We start from the raw sequence: 18,894 nt of genomic DNA on the forward strand, positions 1-18,894 counted from the left end.
AGCACTGCCCGCTCCCCTGGCTCGAAACGCCGGATCCGGGTACCGCAGGGGTGACCCGATCCGAAGGAGGCACACATGAAGGCAGTCACCTGGCAAGGCAGGCGCGACGTTCAGGTGGAGGAGGTCCCGGACCCACACATCGTCGAGGACGACGACATCATCGTCGAGATCACCTCGACCGGGCTGTGCGGTTCCGACCTGCACCTCTACGAGGTGCTCACGGGCTTCATGACACCCGGAGACGTCGTCGGGCACGAACCGATGGGGATCGTGGCGGAGGCAGGACCCGGCGTCCACGACGTGAGCGTCGGTGATCGCGTCGTGGTGCCCTTCAACATCAGCTGCGGCACCTGCTGGATGTGCCGGCGCGGCCTGCACTCGCAGTGCGAGTCCACCCAGAACCGTGACCAGGGCACCGGCGCCAGCCTCTTCGGCTACAGCTCGCTCTACGGCCAGGTCCCCGGTGGTCAGGCGCAGTATCTGCGCGTGCCCTTCGGCAACCAGCTGCCCATCAAGGTCCCGCACGGCCCGCCCGAAGACCGCTTCCTGTTCCTCTCCGACGTCCTGCCGACGGCGTGGCAGGCACTGCAGTACGCCGACCCCGACCCGGAGAGCACCGTGCTGGTTCTAGGAGCCGGTCCCATCGGCGACATGGTGAGCCGCTTCGCGATCGCCGCCGACCACCGGGTCATCAGCGTGGACCGTGTCCCCGAGCGCCTCGCCCGGGTGCGGCAGCGTGGCGCCGAGACGATCACGCTCGAGTCCGGCGAGATCGCCGAGCAGGTGCGTGACCTGACCGAAGGACGCGGGGCGGACGCCGTGATCGACGCCGTGGGCATGGAGGCCCACGGCTCTCCGATCATCGAGGGGATGACCAAGCTGGTGTCCCGGATGCCCGGAGCCGCCGGACGCGTGGTGATGCAGACCGCCGGGGTCGACCGGATGGCCGCACTCCATACCGCCTTCGACGCCGTACGCCGCGGGGGCAACGTCTCGATCGCCGGGGTCTACGGCGGTGCGCTCGACCCGTTCCCGATGATGCAGCTCTTCGACAAGCAGGTCGGCATTCGCATGGGCCAGGCCAACGTACGCGCCTGGACGGAGGACCTGATGCCGTTCCTCGAGGACGACGACGACCCGCTCGGTGTCGAATCCTTCGCCACCCACCACCTCCCCCTCAGCGAGGCTCCCGAGACCTACAAGTCCTTCCAGGAGAAGGCCGATGGCATGGTGAAGGTCGTCTTCAGACTCTGACCCGCCTCTGAGGCGCTAGTCATTCAGGTCGGGAAACACCGCGGCGGCCGTGGAGACGCGGATGACGTCGCGGAGGAACCGGGGGCCGACGCGACGGTCGCCGGCGGAGCGGATGCGCTTGATGAGCTTGCTCTGGAAGCGGTCGATCTCCTTCTGCTCCAGCGCCCTCCAGTGGTCGCTCGTACGCCGGTGCGGATCGACGTCGAAGCGCTCGTCGATGGACTCGGCGACGGTGGACAGAGTGGTCGGGAAGACGTCGAGAAGGCGCACCGGTTCGCCCTCGACCAGCGGGAGGCACTTCATCGCCCTGGGCCGGGAGAAGTCGGGGTGGGAGACGGTCGCGGAGACGACCAGGCCGGTCTGGGCGAGCGCGAGATCGATGAAGTCGTCATTGCACCACTCCAGTCGCTTCGGCACCACGACCGTCACGGTCACGTCTCGGAGCCGCTCGACGGGCAGCTCGACACCGTCGACGGTCACGCTGCCCGGACCCCGTCCGGTGGAGATCTCCAGCAGCGCGTTGGCGACGGGGAGCACGAAGTTCCTGGCGTAGCCCGCGGCCAGGGCGTTGGCCACCGAGATCTGGGTCAGCGGTGCCTTGAAGAACGTCGTCACCGGGTTGGTCGTCGGGTTCTCCCCCAGCGCCTCGAAGATCGACCTCACCGAGAGCAGCCGCTGCTCGACGGTGCGTCTGGACGCCTCGATGTCGTCGAGATCCAGGTCGAGGACGTCGAAGATCCGGCCCGCCGGCGAGTCCGTGCTCCGGTCCCTGATCACGACGTCCGGGGTGCCGAGGCCCTGGGCGACGGTGAGCTCGTAGACGACCGAGGGGTCGGCGTCGGTGATGTCCGCGATCACGACATCGGCGAGCTCGAGCTGCTTGAGGTCCTCGCCCCGCATCCCGGACGGCTCCGAGACGTAGAGGGCGAGGTTCAGCTGCTCCAGCACCGGCCGCAGGATCCGCTCACGGACGATGTCTCGCTGGGCCTCGGTGGTAGTGCTCGGCTGCAGCAGGACACAGCGACCGCGGGTCGGCCTCACCGCCGCGCCGACGAGGTCCTCCCAGTAGTCGACGATCCTGGCCAGCGGCATCGCGAACGCCTGCCGGCCGCCCTCGGCCTCGACCTGGATGCCGATCACCGCACCGGCGAGATCGCTGTAGACCGCGGCGCCGCTGAACCCCTTCACCGCCAGCGTCGTCGTCTCGTACTGGAAGTAGTAGGCCCAGGAGCTGCTGGTGCGCAGGTAGTTCCCGGCAGGCGTCAGAACACCGGTTCCGCCGCTCTGCGCGCTACGGAGGTTGTCGCCGTAGCCACGCGCGCGCACCAGTCCGTCCGCCTGGGTCACCAGGGTGAACGGCAGCGGCCGCCGACCGTTCGGGCGGTCGAGCCGCAGCACCGCGAAGTCCTGCGCGGCGGGCTTGTCGTGGACCGGCTGGATCACGAAGGTCGCGCGCTCATCGGTCTCGGCATCGGGGAACCTCACCCACACCTCACCCTGCGAGGCGAGGGGCGTGACCACATGGCCCGCGGTCAGGAGGTGGCCCTCGTCGGTGCCCAGCCAGGCCGTGCCGATCGTACGTCCGTCCCTGCTCTCAAGGACGGCGCAGGTCGCCTGCGCGAGCAGCTCGCCGACGCCCATCAGGACCGGTCGAAGTCCCAGGTCAACGTGGCTTTCACCGAGCCCTGACCCTGTGCCTTGATGACCCACACGCCGGCGCTGCCGGTGAACGAGAACGCGAGCTCCAGCGCGACCGAGCTCGGCCCGTCCGGGGAGGCCGCGAGCGCGCTGCCGAGATCCGCCGAGACGTCCTGGAGCACCCGCTTGAGCGATCCGTAGGCGTCCTCGAGCCGGCTGCTGGTCTCGGTGGTGCCGAACTCGTCGCCGAGCCAGTCGACGCCCGCGCCGGGTCCGTCGTCCGACGACTCGATCAGGATGGTCGACGTACCGATCTGAACCGGCGTGTAATCCAACGCGTCCTCCTCGTGATTCGAACCCCGCAACCGTAGAGGAGCTGGGAGCGACCCGTACGCGGTTTCGGCGATGCGCCCAGTACGGTTGGCGCGTGATCGACGTACCCGCCGGTGGCACCCTCACGATCGGCGCCCCCAGCCTGGTCCTCCTCGTCGGCCCGTCGGGCTCGGGGAAGTCGACCTTCGCCGAGCGCATCTTCGGCCCGTACGAGGTCGTCTCCAGCGACCGCTGCCGCGCCCTCATCGCCGACTCCGAAGAGGATCAGTCGGTCACTCCGCAGGCCTTCGACCTCGTCCGCTACATCGCTCGCGCGCGCCTCGAGGCCGGCAGGATCGCGGTCATCGACGCGACCAACGTCCATCAGAGCGCCAGGCGTCGCAACCTCGACCTGGCCGAGAAGGTCGGGGTCGAGACGGTCGCGGTCGCCCTCGACGTCCCGCTCGCGGACTGTCTGGCGCGCAACGCGTCACGGAAGGGACGAGTCGTCCCCGAGCAGGCCATCCGCGACCAGCGGGTCGACATGGACAAGACCCTGGCCCGCCTCGACGGCGAGGGCTTCAGCCGCGTCTATCGCCTCGATGTCGCCGCGATGGCGTCGGTCGAGCTCGCTCGCGAAACGTAGCGAGGGCCCGGATCCGGCCGGCGCCGCTGGCCGAATTCACAGACCTGAAACAACTCCGCACCGTTGACGCAACTGAAACGCCGTTTATTCATCGTGAACGGCGTGAGAGTCGCGCGCGCTCCAACGGCAAGGAGTTCGAATGGATACAGGGACGACGGCCCTGATGCTCTGCTGCATCATCGGCTTGACGATGATGATCCCGGGGCTGGCCCTCTTCTACGGAGGCATGGTCTCGGTCAAGAGCTCGGTCAACATGATGATGATGACCTACGGCGCGGTCGCGGTCGTGGGCCTGCTGTGGTTCCTGTTCGGCTTCTCGGTCGTGTTCGGTGACTCCATCGGAGGCGTCCTGGGCAACCCCTTCGACTTCTTCGGCAGCTCCGGGCTGCTCGAGGCCACGACGTCGTACGACGGCGTGACCACGCTCATCTTCTCGCTCTTCCAGGCGCTCTTCGCCTGCATCACGGTCGCGCTGATCTCCGGTGCGGCGGCGGATCGGATGAAGTTCTCCGCGTGGATGGTGTTCGCCGGCGTCTGGGCCGCGGTGGTCTACTTCCCGGTCGCCCACTGGGTGTTCTCCTTCGACGGGGTCGTGTCTGAGTCCGGCGGCTGGATCGCCAACAGGCTCGGCGCGATCGACTTCGCCGGTGGCACCGCGGTCCACATCAACGCCGGGGCGGCGGCGCTCGCGCTCGCGCTGGTGCTGGGCAAGTCGAAGACGTTCGGCACCGGCCCCAAGCCGCACAACGTACCGCTGACGCTGCTGGGAGCAGGCCTGCTGTGGGCCGGCTGGTACGCCTTCAACGGCGGTTCCTGGCTCACCGCCGACGGCGGTGCCGCGTTCGCCATGGTCACCACGTTCCTCGCCACCTGCGCCGCCACCCTCGCCTGGCTGGCCGTGGAGAAGCTCAAGGACGGCCACGTCTCCGGCATCGGCGCGGCCTCGGGCGCCATCGCCGGCCTGGTCGCCATCACACCCGCATGCGGCGCGGTCACCCCGGTCGGTGCGATCCTCGTCGGCCTCGTCGCGGGCGTCGTGTGCCCGCTGGCCGTCGGCCTGAAGGAGAAGCTCGGGTACGACGACTCGCTCGACGTGGTCGGCGTCCACCTCGTCGGCGGCCTGATCGGCACGCTGATGATCGGCCTGGTGGGATCGGCCGAGTCGGTGAACGCCGTCGAGGGTCTCCTCTACGGCGGCGGTGTCGGCCAGCTCGGCAAGCAGGCCTTGGCCGCCGGTGCGGTGCTGGCCTACTCGTTCCTCGTCTCCGCGCTCCTCGCCTACGTCCTCAAGGTGACGATGGGACTGCGGATCTCCCCCGAGGACGAGGAGCTCGGCATCGACGCGAGGCTGCACCGCGACCCGGCGTACGAGCTCGTCTGAGACCTGGCAGAGAGCAACCGGGGAGTCCCGAGGTCACGTGATGACCTCGGGACTCCCCTGTCGTCCGGCCGGCGTCAGTTCTTCAGCGCGGCGAGGGCCTCGTCGGCGTGGATCTCGGCCTTGAGCATCCCCTCGACGACGGCCTTGATCCGGCCGTCGGTGCCGATGGCGAAGGTCGTACGCTGCAGCGGCCCGAGCTTGCCGAGAATGCTGGGCTTCACGCCGTAGAGCTTGGCCACCGAGCCGGTGGGGTCGGAGAGCACGGGATAGTCGAGGTCGTGGTTGGCGGCGAACCCGGCCTGCTTCTCCACGCTGTCCTTGCTGATCCCGAGCCGGTGGGCGCCGATCGCCTCGAACTCGCCGGCGAGGTCGCGGAAGTGGCAGGCCTCCTTGGTGCACACGGCCGTCTCGGCGGCCGGGTAGAAGAAGAGCACCACCGGGCCCTTCTCGGTCAGGGAGGAGAGGGTGACGGATGTACCGTCCTGGGCGGGGAGCGTGAAGTCGGGCGCGACGGCACCAGTCTCGAGCGGCATGGCGCCAACCTACTCCGCGGGCCAGGGATCCTTTGCCGGCATCGCCAGGACGCGATCAGGAGGCGATCAAGACGGTCGCGAGCTGCTCGATCGGGAGACGCCCGCGTACCTCCACCACCGGCCCGCAGGAGCGCACCGCCTCGGGACCGAGCAGTGACCGGGCGATGTGCACCATCTGGCGATTCTCGGCCTGCACGTCACCGGTGAGGACGTGGATCCCGCGGCGGCCGGCCAGGCCGCCGATCTCGCGCAGCATCCGCACCCCGATCCCCCGTCCCTGCCAGGCGTCCTCGACCAGCACCGCGACCTCGGCCGCGCCCGAGTCGTCGGCACTCCGGTCATAGCGAGCCACCGCGATCACTTCTCCCCCGACGACCGCGACCAAGGCCTCGCGGTCGCCATGGTCCACCTCGACGAGATACCGCCGCAGCTTGAGCGAAAGGCAGCGCAGCGGCGAGTGGAAGCGGCGGTAGATCGTCTCTTGGGACAGGCGGCCCCACAAACGCTCGAAGGCAGCGATGTCATCGGCCCGCACCGGCCTCATGACGACCGTGCCGAGCTCGACAGGCTTGGCTGAGTTCATGATTCGAACTTTGCTACGACAAGCTGAGTTCGTCAAACGAATTCAGCACACGTAGTCTTGACCCGTGCTTGCAGATGAGATCGACCGCACCAGATGCTCGGTCGCCGGAACCCTGGCGGTGGTCGGCGAGAAGTGGAGCCTGCTCGTGCTCCGAGAGGCATTCCTCGGCGTACGCCGCTTCGCCGACCTCCAGAAGAACCTCGACGTCCCTCGAGCGGTGCTCACCGACCGGCTCAACACCCTCGTCGCGCAGGGCGTGCTCACCCGGGTGCCCTACCACGCCGAGGGTCAGCGCCAGCGCCACGAGTACCGCCTGACCCAGAAGGGCCTCGATCTCTACCCCGCTCTGGTCGCCCTGATGGCGTGGGGCGACCGTTATCTCGCCGAGGGGCACGGTTCGGCCCTCGCCCTCGAGCACCGCGACTGCGGGGCCGAGGTGCACCTCGAGCTGACCTGCGAGGACGGACACGTGCTCGGCGGACCGCGCGAGGTGCGGCCGGTCCCGCTGGCGCGCATGGACCTGCTCTCCCTCGACGAAGTTGCCGAGCCCGCGAGGGGATGAAGCGAAATCCGGACGCCGAGGGCTCACCCACGGCACTATGTCGGGCATGCGAGCCAGCCCGACCCTCCCGCTCGGCGTACGCCTCGGCTACGGCTCCGGCTCCGTGGCGACCGGCACGTTCGGCACGATCCCGGGGCTGATGCTGCTCCCCTACCTCACCGACAGCCTGGGTATCGCCGCCCTGGCGGCCGGGTTCATCGTGTTCGCGCCGAAGGCGTGGGATGTCGTGCTGAACCCGATCGCCGGCCGGATCAGCGATCGGACGGTGGACCCGCGGGGGCCGCGGCGGCCGTGGCTGCGCCGGGCGGGGATCGCGCTGGCGGTGACGTTCGCGCTGCTGTTCGCGGCGCCGTCGATGGCGACCGGGCTCGAGGCGGGCTGGGTGCTGGTCGTGTTCCTGGGGTGCGCGACGGCGTACGCCTTCTTCCAGGTGCCCTACGTCGCCATGCCCGCCGAGCTGACCGAGTCCTACGACGAACGCACCCGGCTGATGACCTGGCGGGTCGCGATCCTGGCGCTCACCATCCTGCTCGCCGGTGCGACCGCGCCGATGATCCGCGACGCGGTCGGTGGCCGCGACGGCTACCGCCTGATGGGCGTGGTGATGGCGGTGCTCATCCTGATCGGGGTCCTCAGTACGTACGTCGGGACCCGCCGGGCGCCGGTCCACACCGTCCAGCCCGGGGCCGGCACGCTGCGCGACCAGCTCCGGATCGTGGCCGCGGCACCCGACTTCCGCCGGCTGCTGATCACGTTCGTGATCCAGGCGGTCGCCTTCGGGGCGATGCTGGCCGGGGTCGACTACCTCGCCGGCGACGTGATCGGCCGCGACGGCGCGGCGACGATCCTGTTCGTCTGCTTCGTCGGCCCCGCACTGCTGCTCACCCCCGCGTGGGCCGCGCTCGGCGCCAGGATCGGCAAGAAGAACGGGTACGTCACCGCCTCGGTCGTCCTCGCCGTCGGCGCGCTCCTCGCCGCCACCGCCCAGACCGCACCGGTGGCGCTGGTCTATGCCGCGGTGGTGCTGGTGGGGGTCGGGTACGCCGGGTGCCAGGTCTTCCCGATGGCGATGCTTCCCGACGCCGCCGCCGTCGACGCGCGGCGTAGCGGCTCGAGCCGGATCGGGGTGTACACGGGCGTCTGGACCGCCGGGGAGACCCTCGGGCTGGCGCTCGGTCCCGGCGTCTACGCAGCGGTGCTGGCACTCGGCGGCTACCGGTCCTCGACCGGCACCGAGGTCGCCCAGCCCGACTCGGCACTGACCGCGATCACGCTCGGTTTCTCGGTGCTGCCGGCCTGCCTGGCTCTGCTCAGCCTGCTGTGGCTACGGGGCTACTCGCTCACCGCCGACGACGTAGATGGGACCGTGACCGTATGACCGACGCCCTGACCCAGCTCCGCGAGCTGCAGACCGCCGACCTGCCGGTGCACGGCGGCCGCACCCTCGCCTACGTCTACGACTCCGGCCTGCCCGACATCGACCGGATCGGCCGCGAGGCGGTCGCCGCCTACGCCGGTTCGAACGGCCTGGACCCGACCGCGTTCCCGAGCCTGCTCCGGATGGAGACCGAGGTGGTCGGCACGGCCGCCGACCTCCTCGACGCGCCCGAGTCCGTGGTCGGCACCGTCACCTCCGGTGGCACCGAGTCGGTGCTGCTCGCGGTGCAGACCGCGCGCGACGCCCATCCTGGGATCGAGCACCCCCGGATGGTGCTGCCGACGACCGCGCACGCCGCGTTCCACAAGGCCGCGCACTACTTCGGGGTCGAGCCGGTGCTGGTGCCCGTCGGGCCCGACTTCCGGGCGGATCCGGCCGCGATGGCCGCAGCGATGGACGAGCGCACGGTGCTGGTCGTCGCCTCGGCACCCTCCTATGCGCACGGGGTCGTCGACCCGGTCACCGCGATCGCGGCAGCCGCGGCCGAGCGCGGGATCCGCTGCCACGTCGACGCGTGCATCGGTGGCTGGGTGCTGCCCTACGCGACGCGGCTGGGGCGGGACGTACCGGCCTGGACGTTCGCGGTCGAGGGCGTCACCTCGATCTCCGTCGACCTGCACAAGTACGCCTACGCCCCCAAGGGCACCTCGGTGCTGCTGCACCGCACCCCGGACCTGAGGCGGCCACAGTTCTTCGCCTCGGCCGCGTGGCCGGGCTACACCATGCTCAACTCCACGATGCAGTCGACGAAGTCGGGTGGGCCGCTGGCCGGTGCCTGGGCCGTGATGCGCTCGCTGGGCGACGAGGGCTACGAGAAGCTCGCCCGCGACGTCTTCGAGGCGGTCGACCGGATCCGCGCCGGCGTCGGCGAGATCCCCCAGCTCGCCGTGGTGAGCACCCCCGACTCCACGTTGATCGCGCTCACCACCGACGAGACCTGTGACCCGTTCACGGTCTGCGACGAGATGGCGGCGCGCGGCTGGTACGTCCAGCCGCAGATGTCCTACGCCGGCTCCCCCGCCACCATCCACCTGTCGGTGAGCGCGGCGACGCTCCCCCACGTACCAGAGCTCCTCGCCGCCCTCGCCGAGGCGGTTTCGGCCGCCGTGGCGGCCGGACCGGTCACCGTCGACCCCGCCGTCGCCGCGTTCATCGGCGACCTCGACCCGACCTCCTTGTCGGAGGAGGACTTCGACGGCCTGCTGCTCGCCGCCGGACTGGTCGGCGCCGCCGGCTCAGAGGAGGGAGATCTCGCGCTGCCGCGGCGGATGGCCGAGGTCAACGCGATGCTCGACCTGGCCTCCGCCGCGATGCGCGAGGCGCTGCTCGTGGCCTTTCTCGACCGGCTGACCCGGCCTATCCGGCGCTGAGCCGACGCTTCCTCCTGGCCAGCATCAGGATCATCGCGACCACGAGCGCGGCGACGATGCCGCCTCGAATCTGTACGTCTCGAGACCTGGCAGCCACCTGCGTACGCTCCTTCACCTCGTGAACCTTCTCCTTCCCGCGCGTCTTCACATCCAGCCGCGCGGCAAGCTCGTCGAGGGTGTCGGCCATCTCGTGTCGGGTGGTGTCCAGCTCGGCCTCTACTGCGGCGATGCTGTCCTGGCCGCCCGCGACGGGCCGGGGTGCGTGGTTCTGCGTCATGACGTCCTCCTCGCGATGCTGTCCTCGGGTCGGCCGTGGTGCCTGACGGCCTCCACGTCCCGGCGGAGGTTCTCGGCGGCGCGCTCGGGCTTCATCGGGACTCCCTCGGAGACCTGCTTCTTCCCGAACACGGCGATGCCGCCGGCGATGGCCAGGAGCACGACTCCGACCAGCACCGCGGCGAGCCAGGCGTCCATGACCAGCGCCAGGGCGAGGATCGCCGCGGCGATCAGGACCCCGAGACCGTACAGAGCCACCAGGCCGGCCGCGCCGAACGCCCCGGCCCCCTTGCCGGTGTGCTTGGCCTTCTCGGTCAGCTCGAGGCGGGCGAGCTCGAGCTCGCCTCGCATGAGGCCGGAGACCTCCGTGGAGAGTCGCGAGACCAGCTCGCCCATCGACGCGTCGGTCTGATGATGAACCGTCACGACTCCCACCCCCGCGACATGTCGGTCACCGGGTCCGTGGTGTCGCGGGGACGCGGCGCGCTCGGCGTCGTCTGGGAGGTGGGTGCCGACGACGGCGTGGAGTCGCCAGGCAGCTTGTCCTGGACGGTCTGCCGGGCCGCGTCGGCCTTCTCCCCCGCCACGATACGAGCGCGGTGCGCCTGCTCCTGGACACGCGGGTCGTGCCACAGCTTCTGTGCCTTGGCCACCATCTCGTCGTACCGCTCACGTCCAGCGCGAGCGCCGAGGACGTAGCCGATACCGAAGGCGGCCAGCAAGCCTGGTTTCTTGAACATGTGTTCCTCCTCATCGCTGTACACCTGGTAGGTACCCAGGAGGCGAGGAGGTACGCGCGCGATCTGGGTTATCATCTTCCTTGAAGGGGAGTACCTCCGTAGCCACGTGTCGTCATCCCGGCTTCCCGCCCGGCCCGTGGAGCGCGCCAGCTGAGGAAGACCTTCATCGGACCAGTCGATGGAGGTGCAGCGATGTCTATGACCCTGTTGGATCGTTCGGTGCTCGGTGTGTGGCACTCCCAGCCACCGCCCGACGCCGACGCGAACGGCACGGAACCGACCAGACCCGAGCACGCGCCGCTGCTGGCCTCGGCCGAGGCGCAGGCCATCACGATCGGCGAGGTCTTCGCCTGGGTCGGCCTCGCGATCTGGGGTGGCGCACTGGTCGCGTTCGTGGTGTACGACATCGCCCGGACCTACCAGCACCACCATCCGGTGTTCCCGCACAAGTCGGACCACAGCGAAACCGGGCGGCATCAGGACGCTAGGTGAGCACCGGGGCGATCGACTCGCTCGCAACGCCCACCCTGTGGCTGGTCACGGTCGGTGCCCTCCTGGTCCTGCTGGCACTCGACTTCGTGATCACCCGACGCCCGCACGAGGTGTCGATGCGCGAGGCGCTGCGCTGGTCGGCCTTCTACATAGCGCTGCCACTGGCGTTCGGGCTCTTCGTCTGGTGGCGCTACGGCTCCGCCCGCGGCCTGGAGTACATCACCGGCTACCTGGTGGAGAAGTCGCTCAGCGTCGACAACCTCTTCGTGTTCATGCTGCTGCTGGCGGCGTTCGCCGTCCCGCTCGAGCTGCAGCAGCGCGTGCTGTTGTTCGGCATCGTCGGCGCGCTGGCCCTGCGGGCGGTGTTCATCGCGATCGGCGCGGTTGCGCTCGCGGCCTTCGACTGGACGTTCCTGGTCTTCGGGCTGATCCTGATCGCCACTGCGGTGAAGGTCGTCGCGAAAGAGACCGGCGGCGGGAACGTCGACGTCGACGCGTTGCGGAGCGTACGGCTGGCTCGCCGCTTCGTCCCGGTCACGCCCGACTACCAGGGTCCGCGGATGCTCGGCCGGGTGGATGGGCGGCGGGCGCTCACCCCGTTCGCGCTCGTCGTGCTGGCCGTGCTGACCACCGATGTCGTGTTCGCGGTCGACTCGGTGCCGGCCGTGTACGGCATCACCGGCGACCCGTTCCTGGTGTTCGTCACCAACGCGTTCGCGCTGCTCGGGCTGCGGGCGCTCTACTTCGTGCTTCAGGGCGCGCTGAACAAGCTGGTGCACCTGGACGTCGGGCTTGCGGTGATCCTCGCGTTCATCGGGGTCAAGCTCGGGCTGCACTGGGCGCACCAGCGGTGGGAGGCGGTGCCCGAGATCCCCACGCTGGCCTCCCTGGCGGTGATCGCCGGGGTCCTCGCCGTGACCGCCCTCACCAGTCACCTCGCCACACGTCGTCGCAGTCGCGAGGCTGGCGTGGCATCTCGTCAGGCCTGACCCGAGTGGCGCATCGCGAGCAGGGAGATCAGGTCGTAGGCGACATGCGATGCCGCGACACCGGTCAGCTCGGCATGGTCGTACGCCGGGGCGACCTCGACCACGTCCGCGCCGATCAGGTTCAGACCGACGAAGCCGCGCAGGATCTCCAGCAGCTCACGCGAGGTGAGCCCGCCGGCCTCGGGGGTGCCGGTGCCGGGGGCGTGGGCGGGGTCGAGGACGTCGATGTCGACCGAGACATAGACGGGCCGGTTGCCGACCCGCTTCCGGATCTTCTCGACCACCTCGTCGACGCCCTGGCGGAAGACGTCGGAGGAGGTGACGATCCCGAAGCCGAAGCGACGGTCGTCCTCGAGGTCCTTCTTGCCGTAGAGAGGTCCGCGGGTGCCGACGTGGCACAGCGCCTCGGTGTCGAGGATGCCCTCCTCCACCGCCCGCCGGAACGGGGTGCCGTGGGTGTACTCGGCACCGAAGTAGGTGTCCCAAGTGTCCAGGTGGGCGTCGAAGTGCACCAGCGCGACCGGGCCGTGGCGCTCGGCGGCGGCCCGCAGCAGCGGCAGCGCGATCGTGTGGTCGCCACCGATCGTCACCAGCCGGGTCCCGCCCCCGGTGAGCTCGAGCGCGGAGGCCTGGACGGTGTCGAGCGCCTCGTTGATGTGGAACGGGTTGGCCGCGATGTCGCCCGCGTCGACCACCTGGGCAGAGGCGAACGGCGAGACGTCCAACGCCGGGTTGTAGGGACGCAGGAGACGCGACGACTCCCGCACGTGCGAGGGGCCGAAGCGGGCACCCGGCCGGTAGGAGACGCCGGTGTCGAACGGGACCCCGACGACCGCGATGTCGGCGTGCTCCACCTGGTCGAGGCGGGGCAGCCGCGCGAACGTCGCGAAGCCGGCGTAGCGGGGGTTCTTGGAGGCGTCGAGGGGCCCGACGGGCATGGGTGGTTCTCCTTGCGTGGTGCGGTGTAGCGGAGGTGGATCAGCCGACGACGGCAGCGGGCGCAGGCCCCTCTACCGAGGTGACGGGGGTGTTCGCGGCCGGTCCGGTCGGGACCAGGCGGGCGCCGTCGGGCCCGTAGGCGTCGCGCGGCTCGGGGAAGGCGAAGAGCAGTCCCAGGTAGAGCAGCGCGGCCAGGCCCATCCCGAGCGGGATCGAGATGTCGACCCCGCCGGGGATCAGCGAGGCGGCCGGACCGACGAACTGGCCGGGCAGGTTCACGAAGGTGAGCGCGACGGCGGCCGCGACCAGCCAGGCCGCCAGGCCGCGCCAGTTCCAGCCGTGGGCGAACCAGTAGCGGCCACCGCGCTGGCGGCGATTGAAGACCTGGAGAGCATCGGAGTCGTACCAGCCCCGCCGGACGTACCAGCCGACCATCATCACCATCATCCAGGGGACGGTGCAGCTGACGATGAGGACGGCGAAGGTGGAGATGCTGGAGACCACGTCGAAGACGAAGCGGCCGATGAAGATGACCCCGATCGCGAAGATTCCGATCAACACCGTTGACTGGACGCGGTTGAAGCGCGGGAAGACGCTGGAGAAGTCGAGGCCGGTGCCGTAGAGCGCGGTGGTGCCGGTCGACATGCCACCGATCAGGGCGATCAGGGCGACCGGGACGAAGTACCAGCCCGGCGCGATCGCGAGCAGGCCGGAGGCGTACGCGCCGGAGGCGAAGATCTCGGGCTCGCGGGTGGCGATGATCGTCATGGTGACCAGGCCGAAACAGAACGGTACGAGGGTGGCGATCTGTGCCAGGAAGGCGGCGGCCATCGAGGAGCGGCCCGGGGTCTCGCGGGGGATGTAGCGGGCCCAGTCGCCCAGGAACGCGCCGAAGCTGACCGGGTTGGACATCACGATCAGCGCGGAGCCGACGAACGCCGCCCAGAAGCCGGGCTCGCCGAACGCCTCCGAACCGGAGCCGAACGCACCGGCGTAGCCGGGGTCGAAGTCGCCGGCGAAGGCGACGATACCGAGCAGGAAGAGCACGGTCGCAGCGATCACGGCGATCTTGTTGACCAGCAGCATGAACCGGAAACCGTAGATGCACACGACCAGGACGAGCACGGCGAACAGGCCGTACGCCAGCGCCAGGGTCAGGTCGTTCTCCGGCAGCCCGACCGCGCGGTTGGCGCCGCCGACGAGCACGTCGCCCGAGCTCCACACCGAGATCGAGAAGAACGCGAGCGCGGTGAGCAGGGAGAGGAACGAGCCGACGATCCGGCCGTGGACGCCGAGGTGGGCCGAGGAGCTGACCGAGTTGCTGGTGCCGTTGCGCGGGCCGAACAGGGCCATCGGGGCGAGGACGACGGCACCGAGGAGCAGCCCGAGCAATGTGGCCATCAGGCCGTGCGCGAAGGAGAGCCCGAACAGGATCGGGAAGCTGCCGAGCACCACGGTGGCGATCGTGTTGGCGCCACCGAAGGTGAGCCGGAACAGGTCGAGCGGCCGGGCGCTGCGCTCGGGGTCGGGGATCGGCTCGACGCCGTGCTGCTCGACCTCGGTGACCTTCGGCGGCTGCGGCTGCGTGCTCATCCGGCCACCTCGCTCGGGCGGGCGGAGAGGTGCTCGTGCACGGCGAGGAGGTCGCCGCCGATGAGCCGGAAGACGATCGTCTCGCGCTCCCGGGTGGTCTCGGCGGGGCCGCCCGTCGAGGTCGTGGTGAGGACGTCGTGGCTGAAGACCGCGGTATCGCCGTGGATCTGGACGAGACGGGCACTGCTCCGGCAGGACTCGACCCGCCAGCCCTCGGCGACCCACGCGGCCCAGAGTCGCTGGTAGGCGGCGCGGTCATCGAGCCGACGCGGCTCGGTGTGGAAGACGAAGCTGGCCTCGGCGGCGAAGCACGCGAAGTAGGCCGCGGTGTCGGTCGCGGCGAAGGCCGCGACGAGCCGGTCGGCGGCCTCGTGGACCTGCGACTCGGTCAGCGTGGCTGATGGGGCGGTGATCGTGGGCACCGGGCCTCCTGGGTCTGTGGGTCGGCCGAGATCTGCGTCACTCTAAGAGCATCCCGAGCACCGCGGCAATCGTTTCGTTCTTAACCTGACCGTAATAGCTGTCGATATGACGGCTAGGCGCGGACGATCCGTCATAATCGCACCAGATCCCGGTTCAGGAGGATCGATCCGACCTTGGAGACGCGCTCAAAAAATGTCGAACCAATTTTCCCCGGATGTCCCCGGCATCCCCGACCGGACCGATGAGGCGATCCTCCTCCTGCTCGAGAAGGACGGTCGTCTCACCCACCGCGAGATCGCCGCCCAGGTCGGCCTGTCCCGGTCAGCGGCGGCCACCCGGGTCCAGCGGCTGCTGAACGAGGGTCACATCGACGTCCGGGGCGTCGTCCACCCGGCCGTCCTCGGCCATGACGTGCTCGCCCACGTCTCGGTCACCGTGAACGGCTCCGCGACCCACGTCGCACAGGCGGCCGCGGCGCGCGAGGACACCACCTTGGTCTCGATGACCAGCGGCCACCACGCCCTGGTGCTGGAGCTGCGGGCGAAGGACATCGGCCGGATCGACGACGCCCTCGCCGAGGTGCGGACGATCGACGGCATCGTCACCACCGAGACCCTGCTCTACACCGAGGTGATCCGCGACGTCGCCGCCCCGGTCGGTCCGGCCCCGGCGGCCGGCTCGCTCGACGAGACCGACTACGCCCTGCTTCGCGCGCTGCAGGCGAACGGCCGCGCCTCCTACGTGGACCTGGCCGCGAGCGTCGGCCTCTCCCCCGCCGGCACGCGTCGCCGGGTGGTGCGCCTGCTCCACGGGAACATCGTCCGGGTGGGCGCCGTCGTGCGCCACTCGGGTCAGGAGCGGCGTACGGCCACCGGGGTGGGCCTCCGTCTCGACGGCGCCGCCCACCGGCCGATCGCCGCGCAGCTCGCCGAGCTCCCGTCGGTGACCTTCGTGGCCCGGACCCTCGGTCGCTACGACGCCCTGCTCACGGTCAGCACCGCCACCTCCGGCGACCTCGTCGGCGTCCTCGACCACATCCGCGGGCTCACCGGCGTCCGCGAGGCCGAGACCTGGAGCCATCTCCGCTTCGTCAAGGAGACGTACGCCTCCCTGCACCTCGGCGGTGCCTGATACGGAGGCTCAGCCTCTGGGTGGGTGGATGCGCCGGACGGAGACCGCGTCCAGCGTCGCCTCGAGCGCGGCCGTGACATCGTCCGGATTCTCCCGGGCGACGCCGAGGAAGATCGCGTCGACGATCACGAGCTGGGCCATCCGGCTGGACATCGCGCCGTAGCGGAACCGGGTCTCGCGGGAGACGGTGGCGAGCGTGGCATCGGCGAGCTCGGCCAACGGGGAGTCGGGGAAGTTGGTGACGGCGACGGTGAAGGCGCCCCGGGCGGCGGCGGTGCGCAGGGCGGAGATCGCCTCCTCGGTCTCCCCGGAGTGGGAGAACGCGATGGCCACGGCATCGGCAGGGAGCACCGCGGCGCTGGTGAGGGCGAGGTGGGCATCGGCCCAGGCGTTGACCTGGTAGCCGATACGACGCAGCTTCTGCTGGAGGTCCTGCGCCGCCAGGCCGCTGGAGGCCGATCCATAGGCGTCGAGTACCGAGGCGCTCGTGATCGCCGCGACGACCCGGTCGAGCTCGTCGATGTCGAGCCGGTCAGCGGTCTCCTCGATCGCACGCGCCTCCTGATAGGCGAGCTTGCGTACGACGTCCCGGGTCGTGTCGGCCGGGTCGATGTCCCCTTCGGAGACGCCGAACTCGATCCGGCGGCCGGCCTCGTTCGCGCCGGCCCGAGCCAGTGCCAGCCTGAACGCCGAGTAGCCGGTGAAGCCAAGGCTGCGACACAGCCTGGTGACGGTGGCGGTCGAGGATTCGTGCCGACTCGCGAGCTCGGTGATGGTCAGCGCGGCGATCGCGCCCGGATCCGCCAGCGCCGCCTCCGCCAGACGACGCTCGCTCGGCCGCAGCCCGGGCAGGGCCCGCCGCAGGCGCACCAGGATGTCTTCGCTCATCGTCTCCTCGTTCGGCTCGACCACCACAAGTTGTCAATAATTGACCATGAGTGGTTCACGGCGGAAAGATTTTGTCATACGGTCGTCAGATCCGCGGGCACACGCCACTGCAGGCAAGAGCCCGACCTCGTGGCCCCACCCTAGGAGGATCCGTGAGCACGCAGCGACGACACGGACAACGCACCCACGCAACGGTCGCCACCGCCCTCGCGGCCAGCTTGCTCGCAGCCGGCCTCGCCGGCTGCGGCAGCGGCGGCGACGAGAGCGCTGACGCCAACGGCACCCTCGTCTTCGGGATCTCAGCCGACCCGGCACAGATGGTCCCCTGGACCGCGACCTCGACCCAGTCGATCCAGGTCCTGTCGCAGATCTACAGCCCCCTGATCAACACCGACGCCGACGGTGTCCCGGAGGCCGGGCTCGCGGAACTGCCAGAGATCTCGGAGGACGGGAAGACCTACACCTTCACCATCCAGGACGGCGTCACCTTCGGGGACGGCTCCGACCTCGACTCCGCCGATGTGAAGTACACCTACGAGAAGATCATCGACCCTGCCTCGAGCGCGAGCTCGGCGTCGTACTTCGCCTCGGTGGCCGGCATCGAGGCACCTGACCCGCAGACGGTCGTGGTGACCCTGAAGCAGCCCGACGCCTCCTTCGTGTCCGGACTCACCGGGGTGAACACCGCGATCGTGCCCTCCGACGTGGACCCGAAGAGCCTGGAGTCCAAGCCTGTCGGGTCGGGGCCGTACCAGTTCAAGAGCCGCACTCCGAACGAGTCGATCACGCTCACGCGCAACGCCGACTACTTCGCCGGCGAACCCGGTGCGGCCACGGTCGAGTTCCGCATCATCCCCGACGAGCAGTCGATGGTGTCCTCGCTGAAGACCGGCTCGGTGGACGTGGCGATCTTCGACAACCCGGTGACCGCGAAGACGGCGACCTCGGCCGAGACCACGAGCATGACGGTCGACTCGCTGTCCTACCACGTGCTGCAGCTGCGGGCGACCTCACCGACGCTGTCGGACCCCAACGCCCGGCTCGCGATCCAGTGCGCCATCTCCCGCCAGGACGTGATCGACTCCGCGGCTCTGGGATCGGGTAAGCCGAGCGGGCCGATCACCTCGCCGGAGTACCGCTCCGACCCGGAGGCGCAACCGTGCCCCGAGCAGGACCTCGACAAGGCGAAGGACTACCTGGCCAAGGCGGGCAAGCCGAACGGGTTCACGCTGAAGCTGATGACCTCCCAGGGTCTCTACTCCACCGCGGTGGACGAGGCGCAGAACCTCCAGGCCCAGCTCGGCAAGGTCGGGATCAAGGTCGACGTCGAGGCGCTGGACTCCAACGCCTACGTCGAGCGCTGGCTGGCGGCCGACTTCGATGCCGCGATCGCGATGAACGGAGGCAGCTCGGACCCGAACACCATGTACAGCCGCTACTTCACCAAGGCGGGCAGCTTCAACAAGGTCGCCGGCTACAGCTCGCCGGAGCTCGACAAGCTCTTCGCCGAGGGGATCGCCACGACCGACACCGCTGCCCGCAAGCCGATCTACGCGGAGATCTCCCAGCAGCTGGTCGACCAGGCGGCCTGGGTGTGGCTGTTCACCCCGGAGATGTACGTCGTGTCCAACAAGCGCGTCGAGGGCCTGGAGGAGCGCGCAGACGCCTCGATCGCGACGCTGTGGAAGGCGTCGGTCTCCTGAGCG

Annotated in this window: 21 protein-coding genes; 10 read left to right on the forward strand and 11 right to left on the reverse strand. The window is 69.8% G+C overall.

What is annotated here, in order from left to right; all coding sequences use genetic code 11:
• Positions 1–75: 75 nt before the first annotated feature.
• Positions 76–1,254, forward strand: coding sequence for an alcohol dehydrogenase catalytic domain-containing protein (locus ACIRON_RS20200; protein WP_402994810.1), 1,179 nt, complete (start codon positions 76–78; stop codon positions 1,252–1,254).
• A gap of 15 nt (positions 1,255–1,269) precedes the next feature.
• Here the strand turns inward: ACIRON_RS20200 and ACIRON_RS20205 are convergent, their stop codons facing one another.
• Positions 1,270–2,895 carry an STING domain-containing protein gene (locus ACIRON_RS20205; protein ID WP_402994812.1) on the reverse strand — a complete coding sequence of 542 codons (1,626 nt, stop codon included), beginning with the start codon at positions 2,893–2,895 and terminating at the stop codon, positions 1,270–1,272.
• Entirely contained in the window at positions 2,895–3,227 is a 333-nt protein-coding gene (locus ACIRON_RS20210) for a CU044_2847 family protein (protein ID WP_402994814.1), read from the reverse strand. The genes ACIRON_RS20205 and ACIRON_RS20210 overlap by 1 nt, the downstream gene beginning before the upstream one ends.
• 92 nt (positions 3,228–3,319) lie before the next feature.
• Here ACIRON_RS20210 and ACIRON_RS20215 point away from each other — a divergent pair, with 92 nt between their 5' ends.
• Together ACIRON_RS20215 and ACIRON_RS20220 are read left to right on the forward strand one after the other, a co-directional pair.
• Positions 3,320–3,850, forward strand: coding sequence for an AAA family ATPase (locus ACIRON_RS20215; RefSeq protein ID WP_402994816.1), 531 nt, complete (start codon positions 3,320–3,322; stop codon positions 3,848–3,850).
• A 139-nt stretch (positions 3,851–3,989) separates the two neighbouring features.
• The gene (locus ACIRON_RS20220) at positions 3,990–5,231 is read left to right on the forward strand and encodes an ammonium transporter (protein WP_402994818.1); all 1,242 of its coding nucleotides are present in this window, start codon (positions 3,990–3,992) and stop codon (positions 5,229–5,231) included.
• 74 nt (positions 5,232–5,305) lie between these two features.
• Here the strand turns inward: ACIRON_RS20220 and ACIRON_RS20225 are convergent, their stop codons facing one another.
• Positions 5,306–5,764: a peroxiredoxin gene (locus ACIRON_RS20225; protein ID WP_402994820.1), complete on the reverse strand. Its 459-nt coding sequence runs from the start codon at positions 5,762–5,764 to the stop codon at positions 5,306–5,308.
• A gap of 55 nt (positions 5,765–5,819) precedes the next feature.
• Positions 5,820–6,347, reverse strand: a complete 528-nt coding sequence (locus ACIRON_RS20230; RefSeq protein ID WP_402994822.1) for a GNAT family N-acetyltransferase — start codon at positions 6,345–6,347, stop codon at positions 5,820–5,822.
• 64 nt (positions 6,348–6,411) lie between these two features.
• Here ACIRON_RS20230 and ACIRON_RS20235 point away from each other — a divergent pair, with 64 nt between their 5' ends.
• From ACIRON_RS20235 to ACIRON_RS20245, 3 genes are read left to right on the forward strand one after another with little or no spacing between them, the layout of a single operon-like run.
• Positions 6,412–6,909, forward strand: coding sequence for a winged helix-turn-helix transcriptional regulator (locus tag ACIRON_RS20235; protein ID WP_402994824.1), 498 nt, complete (start codon positions 6,412–6,414; stop codon positions 6,907–6,909).
• Between the two features lie 46 nt (positions 6,910–6,955).
• Positions 6,956–8,287: an MFS transporter gene (locus ACIRON_RS20240; protein WP_402994826.1), complete on the forward strand. Its 1,332-nt coding sequence runs from the start codon at positions 6,956–6,958 to the stop codon at positions 8,285–8,287.
• Positions 8,284–9,717 carry a pyridoxal phosphate-dependent decarboxylase family protein gene (locus ACIRON_RS20245; RefSeq protein WP_402994828.1) on the forward strand — a complete coding sequence of 478 codons (1,434 nt, stop codon included), beginning with the start codon at positions 8,284–8,286 and terminating at the stop codon, positions 9,715–9,717. The genes ACIRON_RS20240 and ACIRON_RS20245 overlap by 4 nt, the downstream gene beginning before the upstream one ends.
• Here ACIRON_RS20245 and ACIRON_RS20250 read toward each other — a convergent pair.
• From ACIRON_RS20250 to ACIRON_RS20260, 3 genes are read right to left on the reverse strand one after another with little or no spacing between them, the layout of a single operon-like run.
• Entirely contained in the window at positions 9,704–9,994 is a 291-nt protein-coding gene (locus ACIRON_RS20250; protein ID WP_402994830.1) for a DUF3618 domain-containing protein, read from the reverse strand. The two genes, ACIRON_RS20245 and ACIRON_RS20250, sit on opposite strands and share 14 nt — an antisense overlap.
• Positions 9,991–10,419 (reverse strand): phage holin family protein, encoded by a 429-nt coding sequence (locus ACIRON_RS20255; RefSeq protein WP_402994832.1) that lies wholly within the window; start codon positions 10,417–10,419, stop codon positions 9,991–9,993. The genes ACIRON_RS20250 and ACIRON_RS20255 overlap by 4 nt, the downstream gene beginning before the upstream one ends.
• Positions 10,416–10,733: a hypothetical protein gene (locus ACIRON_RS20260; RefSeq protein WP_402994834.1), complete on the reverse strand. Its 318-nt coding sequence runs from the start codon at positions 10,731–10,733 to the stop codon at positions 10,416–10,418. Before ACIRON_RS20260 ends, ACIRON_RS20255 begins: the two co-directional genes overlap by 4 nt.
• A 192-nt stretch (positions 10,734–10,925) precedes the next feature.
• On the opposite strand from ACIRON_RS20260, the gene ACIRON_RS20265 reads away from it, so the two are divergent.
• Entirely contained in the window at positions 10,926–11,225 is a 300-nt protein-coding gene (locus ACIRON_RS20265) for a hypothetical protein (RefSeq protein WP_402994836.1), read from the forward strand.
• Positions 11,222–12,214 (forward strand): TerC/Alx family metal homeostasis membrane protein, encoded by a 993-nt coding sequence (locus ACIRON_RS20270; RefSeq protein WP_402994838.1) that lies wholly within the window; start codon positions 11,222–11,224, stop codon positions 12,212–12,214. The genes ACIRON_RS20265 and ACIRON_RS20270 overlap by 4 nt, the downstream gene beginning before the upstream one ends.
• Here the strand turns inward: ACIRON_RS20270 and speB are convergent.
• From speB to ACIRON_RS20285, 3 genes are read right to left on the reverse strand one after another with little or no spacing between them, the layout of a single operon-like run.
• Entirely contained in the window at positions 12,205–13,152 is a 948-nt protein-coding gene (gene speB, locus ACIRON_RS20275; protein ID WP_402994840.1) for an agmatinase, read from the reverse strand. The two genes, ACIRON_RS20270 and speB, sit on opposite strands and share 10 nt — an antisense overlap.
• Before the next feature lie 40 nt (positions 13,153–13,192).
• Positions 13,193–14,746, reverse strand: coding sequence for a purine-cytosine permease family protein (locus tag ACIRON_RS20280; protein WP_402994842.1), 1,554 nt, complete (start codon positions 14,744–14,746; stop codon positions 13,193–13,195).
• Complete coding sequence (locus ACIRON_RS20285) at positions 14,743–15,168, reverse strand: nuclear transport factor 2 family protein (protein ID WP_402994844.1); 426 nt, start codon at positions 15,166–15,168, stop codon at positions 14,743–14,745. The genes ACIRON_RS20280 and ACIRON_RS20285 overlap by 4 nt, the downstream gene beginning before the upstream one ends.
• 193 nt (positions 15,169–15,361) lie before the next feature.
• Between ACIRON_RS20285 and ACIRON_RS20290 the strand changes: the two genes are divergently transcribed.
• Entirely contained in the window at positions 15,362–16,300 is a 939-nt protein-coding gene (locus ACIRON_RS20290) for an Lrp/AsnC family transcriptional regulator (RefSeq protein ID WP_402994846.1), read from the forward strand.
• A gap of 9 nt (positions 16,301–16,309) precedes the next feature.
• Here ACIRON_RS20290 and ACIRON_RS20295 read toward each other — a convergent pair whose 3' ends face one another.
• Positions 16,310–17,188, reverse strand: coding sequence for a MurR/RpiR family transcriptional regulator (locus tag ACIRON_RS20295; protein ID WP_402994848.1), 879 nt, complete (start codon positions 17,186–17,188; stop codon positions 16,310–16,312).
• A gap of 152 nt (positions 17,189–17,340) precedes the next feature.
• Between ACIRON_RS20295 and ACIRON_RS20300 the strand changes: the two genes are divergently transcribed.
• Positions 17,341–18,891, forward strand: a complete 1,551-nt coding sequence (locus ACIRON_RS20300) for an ABC transporter substrate-binding protein (RefSeq protein WP_402994850.1) — start codon at positions 17,341–17,343, stop codon at positions 18,889–18,891.
• Positions 18,892–18,894: the final 3 nt, after the last annotated feature.

This window comes from Nocardioides sp. NPDC101246 (assembly GCF_044767415.1).
In the GTDB taxonomy this organism is placed as follows: Bacteria; Actinomycetota; Actinomycetes; order Propionibacteriales; family Nocardioidaceae; genus Nocardioides.